At 73.5% G+C, this 10,137-nt stretch carries 10 protein-coding genes and 1 pseudogene; 8 read left to right on the forward strand and 3 right to left on the reverse strand.

Annotated features, from left to right (window positions below; genetic code table 11):
- Positions 1 to 212: 212 nt before the first annotated feature.
- Genes EUA98_RS18665 through EUA98_RS18675 form a run of 3 tightly spaced genes read right to left on the reverse strand, consistent with a single transcriptional unit; the run spans position 213 to position 2,462 of the window.
- Positions 213 to 707, reverse strand: coding sequence for a GNAT family N-acetyltransferase (locus tag EUA98_RS18665; RefSeq protein ID WP_130104199.1), 495 nt, complete (start codon positions 705 to 707; stop codon positions 213 to 215).
- A gap of 10 nt (positions 708 to 717) precedes the next feature.
- Positions 718 to 1,479 carry a DsbA family oxidoreductase gene (locus EUA98_RS18670; RefSeq protein ID WP_130104200.1) on the reverse strand — a complete coding sequence of 254 codons (762 nt, stop codon included), beginning with the start codon at positions 1,477 to 1,479 and terminating at the stop codon, positions 718 to 720.
- Positions 1,476 to 2,462: a quinone oxidoreductase family protein gene (locus EUA98_RS18675; protein ID WP_130104201.1), complete on the reverse strand. Its 987-nt coding sequence runs from the start codon at positions 2,460 to 2,462 to the stop codon at positions 1,476 to 1,478. The genes EUA98_RS18670 and EUA98_RS18675 overlap by 4 nt, the downstream gene beginning before the upstream one ends.
- Before the next feature lie 84 nt (positions 2,463 to 2,546).
- Between EUA98_RS18675 and argC the strand changes: the two genes are divergently transcribed.
- The 8 genes and pseudogenes from argC to EUA98_RS18715 form a co-directional block, all read left to right on the forward strand.
- Positions 2,547 to 3,617: an N-acetyl-gamma-glutamyl-phosphate reductase gene (argC, locus tag EUA98_RS18680; RefSeq protein WP_130104202.1), complete on the forward strand. Its 1,071-nt coding sequence runs from the start codon at positions 2,547 to 2,549 to the stop codon at positions 3,615 to 3,617.
- The gene (argJ, locus tag EUA98_RS18685; RefSeq protein WP_130104203.1) at positions 3,614 to 4,792 is read left to right on the forward strand and encodes a bifunctional glutamate N-acetyltransferase/amino-acid acetyltransferase ArgJ; all 1,179 of its coding nucleotides are present in this window, start codon (positions 3,614 to 3,616) and stop codon (positions 4,790 to 4,792) included. The genes argC and argJ overlap by 4 nt, the downstream gene beginning before the upstream one ends.
- Positions 4,789 to 5,799 carry an acetylglutamate kinase gene (gene argB, locus EUA98_RS18690; RefSeq protein WP_130104204.1) on the forward strand — a complete coding sequence of 337 codons (1,011 nt, stop codon included), beginning with the start codon at positions 4,789 to 4,791 and terminating at the stop codon, positions 5,797 to 5,799. The genes argJ and argB overlap by 4 nt, the downstream gene beginning before the upstream one ends.
- Positions 5,796 to 7,061 carry an acetylornithine transaminase gene (locus tag EUA98_RS18695; protein ID WP_130104205.1) on the forward strand — a complete coding sequence of 422 codons (1,266 nt, stop codon included), beginning with the start codon at positions 5,796 to 5,798 and terminating at the stop codon, positions 7,059 to 7,061. The genes argB and EUA98_RS18695 overlap by 4 nt, the downstream gene beginning before the upstream one ends.
- Positions 7,058 to 7,999: an ornithine carbamoyltransferase gene (gene argF, locus EUA98_RS18700; RefSeq protein WP_130104206.1), complete on the forward strand. Its 942-nt coding sequence runs from the start codon at positions 7,058 to 7,060 to the stop codon at positions 7,997 to 7,999. The genes EUA98_RS18695 and argF overlap by 4 nt, the downstream gene beginning before the upstream one ends.
- Positions 7,996 to 8,562, forward strand: coding sequence for an arginine repressor (locus EUA98_RS18705; RefSeq protein ID WP_130104207.1), 567 nt, complete (start codon positions 7,996 to 7,998; stop codon positions 8,560 to 8,562). The genes argF and EUA98_RS18705 overlap by 4 nt, the downstream gene beginning before the upstream one ends.
- A gap of 88 nt (positions 8,563 to 8,650) precedes the next feature.
- Entirely contained in the window at positions 8,651 to 9,913 is a 1,263-nt protein-coding gene (locus tag EUA98_RS18710) for an argininosuccinate synthase (RefSeq protein WP_130104208.1), read from the forward strand.
- Positions 9,906 to 10,137 (forward strand): annotated as a pseudogene (locus EUA98_RS18715) (argininosuccinate lyase); the annotation flags it as partial. The gene EUA98_RS18710 and the pseudogene EUA98_RS18715, both read left to right, overlap by 8 nt.

Genomic DNA, 10,137 nt, shown 5'->3' on the forward strand with positions numbered 1-10,137 from the left:
GAAGCGTTGTCCGGCACCGGTCGCAGGCCCACGCGGGCGCCGTCGTCGGGCGTGAGGGGAAGTCGCCGTCGGACCCGATCGCAGCCCACACGCGCGCCGCCGTCGGGCGCGAGCGCGCACTGCCGTCGAGCCCGACGCGTGAGAACCGCCGTCGGCGCGACACGCGAGAACCGCCGTCGGGCCCGGTCGCCCGCCCGCCCCGTCGCCCCGAGTCAGGCCCGGCGGGCCAGGAGCGCCACGCGGACCGTTTCGCCCTTCGTGGACTGCTCTCCGACCTGGACGAACCCGAGCCGCGCGTGGAACGCCATCGACTCGGGGTTCGGGGGCTCGAGGTTCACCTCGCACGTGATCTCCGTCAGCCCGAGGGTCTCGGCGCGAGCGGCGACGGCCTCGTACAGCAGGCGACCCAGGCCGCGACCGTGCGCCCGCGGGGCCACCGCGAGCCGGTCGACGTACAGCGATCCGGGCCGGTTCGCCTCGAACCACTGATAGTTCTCGCTCGCGTACTCCGCACCTGCCACCAGCGCCAGCAGGAACGCGACGGGCGTGCCGGCGTCGTCGTCGAGCACGACGGCGGTGTCGCAGTGCGGCAGGAGCGCGGTCAGCCCGGCGAGCCCGAGCGGGCTGACCGCGGGTACCGCCGCGTCGTTGAGGGCCGCAAGCACGGGCAGGTCGGCCGGAGTGATCCGGCGCGGGAGCGAGTTCATCGTCGCGATGCTAGGCGAGCTCGGGGGCGAGCTCGAGCCCGGCCCACGCCTGGTTCAGCGCGTCGGCGAACAGCTCGCTGCTCTGGGCCCCGGCGACCCCGAACCGACGGTCGAAGGCGAAGAACGGCACCCCGGTCACCCCGATCGCCCGCGCCTGGTCGATGTCGGCCAGCACCGCAGCACCGGCGGCCTCACCCGCGGCGTTCCCGGCCAGCGCGGCGCGCACGTCGTCGCCGACCAACCCGCACCGCTCGGCGAGGGCGACCAGCTCCTCGTGGTCGTCCACGGCCGTGCCGTGGCTGAAGTGGGCGGTCATCAGCGCCTCGATGACGGCGTCGGCGTGCCCGGTGGGGGCAGCAAGGTGGATCAGGCGGTGTGCGTCGAACGTGTTCGCGGGCCGCACGGTGTCGAAGTCGTAGGTGAGCCCCTCGGCGGCGGCCAGGGCGGTCACCTGTTCGAACATCTCCCGGACGGCCTTGATCGGGATGTTCTTGTGCTCGGCGAGCAGCTCGGCCTCGGTGTGGGGGGAGCCGACCTCGGCGTCGGGCGAGAGCTGGTAGCTGCGCCAGGTCACCTCGACCTGGGCGCGGTGCTCGAACGCCTCGAGCGCGCCCTCGAACCGGCGCTTGCCGATGAAGCACCACGGGCAGGCGACGTCGGACCACACATCGATCTGCAGCACGGGCAGCACGGGCAACCCGGGCAACCCGGTCGCAGCCGCCGACGGGGCAGCGGAGGGAGTGGCCGTGGGGACAGCGGGGGAGACGGTCATGGGACGAGGAGAACCTTTCCGGTGGTGGCGCGACCTTCGAGGGCGCGGTGGGCGGCTGCGGCATCGGCGAGCGCGAACGTCGCGCCGACGCGGACCCCGAGCGTTCCGGACACCACGGCAGAGAACAACTCGGCGGCGCGCTCGGCGAGCTCGTCGCGCGTGACGATGTAGTGGCCGAGCGTCGGGCGGGTGAGGTACACCGATCCCGCCGCGTTCAGTCGCTGCGGGTCCACAGGCGGGACGGGACCGGACGCGGCGCCGAACAGCGCGAGCCCGCCGCGCCGCCGCAGCGAGGCGAGCGAGGCGTCGAACGTGGTGCGCCCGACGCCGTCGAACACCGTGTGGACCCCGGCCCCACCGGTGAGCCCGCGGACGATCTCGGGCAGCTCGCGGGTGATGTCGGCGAGCTCGGCGTAGCGCACGACGTCGCTCGCCCCGGCCGCGCGGGACAGCTCCTCCTTCGCGCGGGTCGACACGGTCGTGATGACCCGCGCGCCGCGGGCGACGGCGAGCTGGGTGAGCAGCAGCCCGACCCCGCCGGCCCCCGCGTGCACCAGCACGTCCTGGCCGGCGGTGACCGGGAACGTCGAGGAGACCAGGTAGTGCGCCGTCAGACCCTGCAGCGGCAGCGCGGCGGCCACCTCGTCGCTGACCCCCGCCGGCACGGCGAGGGCCCGATCGACGTCGAGCAGGACGAGCTCCGCGTACGACCCGGGTGCGCCGTCGGCCCACGCGACCCGGTCTCCGACGGCGAACCCGTGCGCGTCCGCGCCGCGGCCGACGACGGTGCCCGTCCCCTCCGCGCCGACCACGTGCGGGAACGGCATCGGGTAGATCCCGGCGCGCTTGTAGGTGTCGATGAAGTTGACCCCGGCGGCCGCGACCCGGACGAGCAGCTGGCGGGGTCCCGGTTCGGGATCGGGGAGGTCGACGAGCTCGAGGACGTCGGGCCCACCGGGGGCCACTGCTTGGACTGCGCGCATGTCCCGGAAACGTACGCCCTTACCGGTTTCTTCCGCGCCAGGACGGATTGTGCATCGTTCTGCACGTGCGTGTATGTTCATGCAATGTCCTTCTCCGTAGCCGTCGCCGGCGCCAGCGGGTACGCCGGCGGTGAGGCCCTTCGCCTCCTGCTCGGTCACCCCGAGGCGCGGATCGGCACCCTCACCGCGCACGCGAACGCCGGCAGCGCTCTCGGCGAGCACCACCCGCACCTGCGCGCGCTGGCCGACCGGGTGCTCCAGCCGACGTCGGCCGAGACCCTCGCGGGGCACGACGTCGTCGTCCTCGGCCTGCCGCACGGCGCGTCCGGCGAGATCGCGGCCCAGCTCGATCCCGGCACGATCGTGCTCGACCTCGGCGCGGACCACCGGCTCACCGACGCGGGCGCATGGGCGCAGTTCTACGGCGGCGACCACGCCGGGAGCTGGCCGTACGGCCTGCCCGAGCTGCTGCACGCGGGCGAGACCACCGCGACGGCCCAACGCGCCGCGCTCGTGGGCGCGACCCGGATCGCCGTGCCCGGCTGCAACGTGACCGCGGTGACCCTGGGCCTGCAGCCCGGGATCGCGGCCGGCGTGATCGAGCCAGGCGACCTCGTCGCGGTGCTGGCGAACGGGTACTCGGGCGCCGGCAAGACGCTCAAGCCCCACCTGCTGGCGTCCGAGGCCCTCGGGTCCGCCCAGCCGTACGCCGTCGGCGGCACCCACCGGCACATCCCCGAGATCGAGCAGAACCTCCAGGTCGCCGGGGCGGGCGCGGTGACGATCTCGTTCACCCCGACCCTCGTGCCGATGGCCCGCGGGATCCTCGCGACCGCGACCGCGCGGCTCGTGCCCGGCACCAGCGCGGCGGCCGTGCGCGCCGCGTGGGAGGCCGCCTACGCCGACGAGCCGTTCGTCCACCTGCTCCCGGTCCTGCCCGGCGGCGCGCTGCAGTGGCCGACGACGGCCGCGACGCTGGGTTCCAACACAGCCCTGGTCCAGGTCGTCGTCGACGAGCGCGCCGGCCGCGTGGTCACCGTCACCGCGATCGACAATCTCGTCAAGGGCACCGCCGGCGGCGCCCTCCAGTCCCTCAACCTCGCGCTCGGCCTGCCCGAGACGCTTGGCCTGACCATGAACGGGGTAAGCCCATGACCGTCACCCATCCCCAGGGCTTCCGCGCGGCCGGCGTCACCGCCGGCCTCAAGACCTCCGGCCGCTCCGACCTCGCGCTGGTCGTCAACGACGGCCCGCTCGCGGTCGCCGCCGCGGTGTTCACCACGAACCGCGTCCAGGCGGCTCCGGTCGTGTGGTCGCGCCAGGCCGTGGCCGACGGCGTCGCGCAGGCGGTCGTCCTCAACTCCGGCGGCGCCAACGCCTGCACCGGGCCCGAGGGGTTCGCCGACACCCATCGCACCGCCGAGCACACCGCGACCGCCCTCGGGATCTCGGCCGGCGACGTGCTGGTCTGCTCGACCGGCCTGATCGGGGAGCGCCTGGCGATGCCGCTGCTGCTCGCCGGCATCTCGGCCGCCGCGCCCGTGCTCTCCGCGGACGGCGGCGCCGACGCGGCGACGGCGATCATGACGACCGACACGGTCCCCAAGACGGTCGTCGTCGAACGCCGGACGCCCGAGGGGCAGCCGTGGTCCGTCGGTGGCATGGCCAAGGGCGCGGGCATGCTCGCGCCGGGGCTCGCCACGATGCTCTGCGTGCTGACCACCGACGCGCACGTCGACGCCGTGACCGCCGACACCGCCCTGCGCGCGGCGACCGCCGCGACGTTCGACCGCGTCGACTCCGACGGCTGCATGTCGACCAACGACACCGTCGCGCTGCTCGCCAGCGGCGCGAGCGGTGCGGCAGTGAGCCTCGCGGACCTGACCGACGCCGTCACCGCCGCCTGCGCCGCCCTGGCCCGCGCCATGGTGGGCGACGCCGAGGGGGCGAGCCATGACATCGCGGTGTCCGTGGTGAACGCCGAGACCGAGCAGGCAGCCGTTGCCGTGGCCCGCGCGGTCACCCGCTCCAACCTGTTCAAGGCCGCGGTGTTCGGCAACGACCCCAACTGGGGTCGCGTGCTCGCCGCCGTCGGCACCGTGCCCGTCGAGGTCGCGGCCTACGAGGCGGACCAGCTCGACGTCGCGATCAACGGCGTCCAGATCTGCCGCGCCGGGGGAGTGGGTGCGGACCGGGCGCTCGTCGACCTGTCCTCGGCCCGCGAGGTGCACGTGGAGATCGACCTGCACGCCGGCGCGGCCAGCGCCACGGTGTGGAGCAACGACCTCACGCACGACTACGTCCACGAGAACAGCGCGTACTCCTCATGAGCGACCAGCCGTTCGCACCCGTCGTGCCCGTCGGTCCGCTCGAGCTCGAGCCGTTCGACACCCGCCGTGACCTGAACGAGCACCAGAAGGCCGAGGTCCTGATCGAGGCCCTGCCGTGGCTGCAGCGGTTCTCGGGCGCGCTCGTCGTCATCAAGTACGGCGGCAACGCGATGACCGACGACACGCTCAAGCGGGCGTTCGCGCAGGACATGGTCTTTCTCAAGCAGGTCGGCCTGCGCCCGGTCATCGTGCACGGGGGCGGACCGCAGATCAACGCGATGCTCGACCGGCTCGGGATCGAGAGCGAGTTCCGGGGCGGCCTGCGCGTGACGACCCCCGAGACGATGGACGTCGTCCGGATGGTCCTGACCGGTCAGGTCTCGCGCGAGCTCGTCGGGCTGATCAACGCGCACGGCCCCTACGCCGTCGGCCTCTCGGGCGAGGACGGCGGGCTGCTCCAGGCGCGTCACCGCACCGCGTTCATCGACGGCGAGCAGGTCGACATCGGCATGGTCGGGGACGTCGTCGGCGTCAACCCCGGCGCGGTGCTCGACCTGCTCGACGCCGGTCGGATCCCGGTGGTCTCCACCGTCGCGCCCGACATCGACGACCCGACCCAGGTCCTCAACGTCAACGCCGACACCGCGGCCGCGGCGCTCGCGATCGCGCTCGGCGCCCGCAAGCTGATCGTCCTCACCGACGTCGAGGGCCTGTACACGAGCTGGCCGGACCGCACGACCCTCGTCCGGCGCATCCGCGCCAGCGCGCTGGCCGAGCTGCTGCCGACCCTCGACTCGGGGATGCGGCCGAAGATGGAGGCCTGCTGGCGCGCCGTGACCGGCGGCGTCGGCCGCGCGCACGTCATCGACGGCCGCGAGGCGCACTCGATCCTCGTGGAGGTCTTCACCTCGGGCGGCATCGGCACGATGGTCCTGCCCGACGACGAGCCCGAACCGTCCCCGTTCACCGCAGCCATTCCCCTCGTCACGCCGGAGGCACGCGCATGAGCACGGCAGGAGAGCTCACCGGTTCCAGCGGTCCCGAGGCCCTGACCGGCCCCGACTCGGGCGCGCACTGGACCGAGCGGTACACGCACGCCGTGATGGACACGTTCGGCACCCCCCAGCGGGTGCTGGTGCGCGGCGAGGGCGTGTACGTCTGGGACGCGGACGGCAAGCGCTACCTCGACCTGCTCGCCGGCATCGCGGTGAACGCGCTCGGCCACGCCCACCCGACGCTGACCGCGGCGATCTCCGCGCAGCTCGGCACCCTCGGGCACGTGTCGAACTTCTTCGGCACCCCCACCCAGATCGCCCTCGCCGAGCGGCTGCTCGACCTCGCCGACGCCGGGGAGGGATCCCGGGTGTTCTTCACGAACTCCGGCACCGAGGCCAACGAGGCCGCGTTCAAGATGTCCCGCCGCACGGGCCGCCCGCGGATCCTCGCGCTCGAGGGCTCGTTCCACGGCCGGACCATGGGCGCGCTCGCGCTGACCCACAAGGCCGCCTACCGCGCGCCGTTCGAGCCGTTGCCCGGCGGGGTCGAGTTCATCCCGTTCGGCGACACGGCGGCGCTCGAGGCGGCGCTCCGCGACGACGTCGCGGCGCTGTTCGTCGAACCGATCCAGGGTGAGGCGGGGGTGCGGCCACTGCCGCCCGGGTACCTGGCCAGGGCCCGGGAGCTCACCGCGGCGCACGGCGTGCTGCTCGTCGTCGACGAGGTCCAGACCGGCATGGGCCGCACGGGGAAGTGGCTCGCGCACCAGCACCCGCATCTCGGCGGCGGCATCGTGCCCGACGTCGTCACCCTCGCCAAGGGGCTGGGCGGCGGCTTCCCGATCGGCGCGGCCATCGCCTACGGCGAGCGCGCGGCGACGCTGCTCGGTCGCGGGCAGCACGGCACCACGTTCGGCGGCAACCCGGTCGCGTCGGCGGCCGGACTGGCCACCATCGGCGTGCTCGAGCGCGACGGGCTGCTGGCCAACGCCACCGCGATCGGCGCGTTCCTGCAGGCGGAGATCGCCGCCCTGCACCACCCGCTCATCGTCGGCACGCGCGGGACCGGGCTGCTGCTCGCGGTCGAGCTCGCGGGCCCGGTCGCCCCGGCCGTCGCCGCTCGCGCCCTGGCCGCGGGCATCATCGTCAACCCGGTCCAGCCCTCCACGCTGCGCCTGGTCCCGCCCCTGATCCTCACGCGCGAGCAGGCCGCCGAGTTCGTGGCGTTCCTGGCCGATCTTCCCGACCTGACCGCCCTGGAGGCATCCTCGTGACCCGCCACTTCCTGCGCGACGACGACCTGTCCCCGCGCGAGCAGGCGGAGGTCCTCGAGCTCGCGCTCGCCTACCGCGACGACCGGTTCATCCGCACGCCGCTCACCGGCCCGCGCGCGGTCGCCGTCCTGCTGGACAAGCCGACCCTGCGCACGCAGGTCTCGTTCGGGGTGGGGATCGCCGAGCTCGGGGGCTACCCGATGCTCGTCGACGGCCGGCTCGCGGGGATCGGGGTACGGGAGTCGATCTCGGACACCGCGAAGGTGCTCGGCTCGATGGTCTCGGCGATCGTCTGGCGCACGTACGGCCAGGACCGCATCGAGGAGATGGCCGCGCACGTGTCCGTCCCGGTGATCAACGCGCTCACCGACCAGTTCCACCCGTGCCAGATCCTGGCGGACCTGCTGACCGTCGCCCAGGTGCGCCGGAAGCAGGGCGGTGTCGCGGCCCTGCCCGGCCTGACGCTCGCCTACGTCGGAGACGGCGCGAACAACATGGCCGCCTCGTACCTCCTCGGCGGCGCAACGGCCGGGATGCACGTGCGGATCGGGACCCCCGCGTCCCATGTGCCCGACGCCGCCGTCGTGGCGGACGCCGCGGCGATCGCCGCGACCACGGGTGGCTCGGTGCAGATCACGCACGACCGTGCCGTGGCGCTCGCGGGGGCCGACGTGGTCGCGACCGACACCTGGGTCTCGATGGGGCAGGAGGCCGAGGCCGCCGAGCGCGAGGCACCGTTCGTCCCGTTCCGCCTCGACGCCGAAGCGCTCGCGTTGGCCGCGCCCGACGCGATCGTGCTGCACTGCCTGCCCGCCTACCGCGGCAAGGAGATCACCGCCGAGGTGATCGACGGCCCGCAGTCGGCGGTCTGGGACGAGGCCGAGAACCGGCTGCACGCGCAGAAGGCGCTGCTCGCCTGGCTGCTGGAGCAGCAATGAGCGCCGTCGACGACCTCGGCACCGCCCGCGTACCCGCGACCAAGGCGGCCCGGCACGCGCTGATCGCCACCCTCCTGTCCCGCCGCCCGGTGCACTCCCAGCCCGAGCTCGCGGCGGCGCTGGCCGAGGTGGGGGTCTCCGTGACGCAGGCGACGCTGTCGCGGGACCTCGTCGAGCTGCGTGCGGTCAAGATCCGGACCGCGACCGGCGCGCTGGCGTACGCGGTGCCCGCCGAGGGCGGCGACCGCAGCCCCCAGCCGGCCGCCGACACCGAGTACCTCGCCGCCCGGCTCGCGCGGCTGTGCGCCGAGCTGCTCGTGACGGCGGACGCCTCGGGCGACCTGGTCGTGCTCCGTACCCCGCCCGGCGCCGCCCAGTTCTTCGCGTCCGCGATCGACCACTCCGTCATGCCGGGGGTGCTCGGCACGATCGCGGGCGACGACACCGTGCTGGTGATCGCGCGCGAGAACGACGGCGCCGCGGGCGGGTCGAGCGGACGCGCCCTCGCGGCCCGGTTCCTCGCGCTCGCGTCGACCACCTCAGCCGCAGCCGCGCCCGACTAGCGCACCCCTCTTGCTCGTCGTCCCCAGACGACCACCTCAGACGAACCCCCCAGACGAACTTGTTCCCCTCGACGAAAGAAGAAGTGCCATGAAAGAACGCGTCGTACTCGCCTACTCCGGCGGCCTGGACACCTCGGTCGGCATCGGCTGGATCGCCGAGGCCACCGGTGCCGAGGTCATCGCCGTCGCCGTCGACGTCGGCCAGGGTGGCGAGGACCTCAACGTCATCCGCCAGCGTGCGCTGGACTGCGGCGCCGTCGAGGCCTACGTGGCCGACGCCCGCGACGAGTTCGCGACCGAGTACTGCATGCCGGCCCTGAAGGCCAACGCGCTGTACCTCGACCGCTACCCGCTGGTCTCCGCGATCTCGCGCCCGGTCATCGTCAAGCACCTCGTGCGCGCCGCGCGCCAGTTCGGCGCCACGACCGTGGCGCACGGCTGCACCGGCAAGGGCAACGACCAGGTCCGGTTCGAGGTGGGGATCACCTCGCTCGCCCCCGACCTCAAGTGCATCGCGCCGGTGCGCGACCTCGCGCTGACCCGGGACAAGGCCATCGAGTACGCGACGCGTCACGCGCTGCCGATCGAGACCACCAAGCACAACCCGTTCTCGATCGACCAGAACGTGTGGGGCCGCGCGGTGGAGACCGGGTTCCTCGAGGACATCTGGAACGCCCCGACCAAGGACGTCTACACCTACACGGACGACCCGACCTTCCCGCCGGTCGCCGACGAGGTCGTCATCACGTTCGAGCAGGGCGTCCCGGTCGCTCTCGACGGCGTCCCGGTGACGCCGCTGCAGGCGATCCAGGAGATGAACCGCCGCGCGGGTGCCCAGGGCATCGGCCGGATCGACATCGTCGAGGACCGCCTCGTCGGGATCAAGTCGCGCGAGATCTACGAGGCCCCCGGCGCCGTCGCCCTGATCGCCGCGCACCAGGAGCTGGAGAATGTCACCGTCGAGCGCGAGCAGGCCCGCTTCAAGCGGACCGTCTCGCAGCGCTGGACCGAGCTGGTGTACGACGGCATGTGGTTCTCGCCGCTCAAGCGCTCGCTCGACACGTTCATCGAGGACACCCAGCGGTACGTCTCGGGCGAGGTGCGGCTCGTGCTCCACGGCGGCCGCGCGGTCGTCAGCGGTCGCCGCAGCGACTCGAGCCTGTACGACTTCAACCTCGCCACCTACGACACCGGCGACTCGTTCGACCAGTCGATGGCCAAGGGCTTCATCGAGATCTACGGCCTCACCGCCAAGCTCTCCGCGGCACGCGACGTCAAGTTCGGCAACGGCGTGGACCTCAGCCCGGTCGCGCCGCTCCCGACCGGCACGAACGTGGTCGCCGGTGCCTGACCAGGCGTCGCCTGACCAGACACCCGCACCCGCGGCGCACGTCAGCCTCTGGGGGGGTCGCTTCGCTGGCGGGCCCTCCGAGGCGCTCGCGGCGCTGTCGCTCAGCACGCACTTCGACTGGCGGCTGGCTCGGCACGACCTCGCGGGGTCGTGCGCGCACGCCCGCGTGCTGCACGGCGCGGGGCTGCTGACCGCCGCCGAGCTCGACGGCATGCTGCTCGCGC

This window comes from Pengzhenrongella frigida (genome assembly GCF_004168625.1).
GTDB lineage: Bacteria > Actinomycetota > Actinomycetes > Actinomycetales > Cellulomonadaceae > Pengzhenrongella > Pengzhenrongella frigida.

Bases quoted from the DNA above. Each gene is read 5' to 3' on its own strand.
- argB (WP_130104204.1), top strand. From the start codon at position 4,789: ATGAGCGACCAGCCGTTCGCACCCGTCGTGCCCGTCGGTCCGCTCGAG.
- EUA98_RS18705 (WP_130104207.1), top strand. From the start codon at position 7,996: ATGAGCGCCGTCGACGACCTCGGCACCGCCCGCGTACCCGCGACCAAG.
- argJ (WP_130104203.1), top strand. From the start codon at position 3,614: ATGACCGTCACCCATCCCCAGGGCTTCCGCGCGGCCGGCGTCACCGCC.
- argC (WP_130104202.1), top strand. From the start codon at position 2,547: ATGTCCTTCTCCGTAGCCGTCGCCGGCGCCAGCGGGTACGCCGGCGGT.
- EUA98_RS18695 (WP_130104205.1), top strand. From the start codon at position 5,796: ATGAGCACGGCAGGAGAGCTCACCGGTTCCAGCGGTCCCGAGGCCCTG.
- EUA98_RS18710 (WP_130104208.1), top strand. From the start codon at position 8,651: ATGAAAGAACGCGTCGTACTCGCCTACTCCGGCGGCCTGGACACCTCG.
- EUA98_RS18665 (WP_130104199.1), bottom strand. From the start codon at position 707: ATGAACTCGCTCCCGCGCCGGATCACTCCGGCCGACCTGCCCGTGCTT.
- EUA98_RS18675 (WP_130104201.1), bottom strand. From the start codon at position 2,462: ATGCGCGCAGTCCAAGCAGTGGCCCCCGGTGGGCCCGACGTCCTCGAG.
- EUA98_RS18670 (WP_130104200.1), bottom strand. From the start codon at position 1,479: ATGACCGTCTCCCCCGCTGTCCCCACGGCCACTCCCTCCGCTGCCCCG.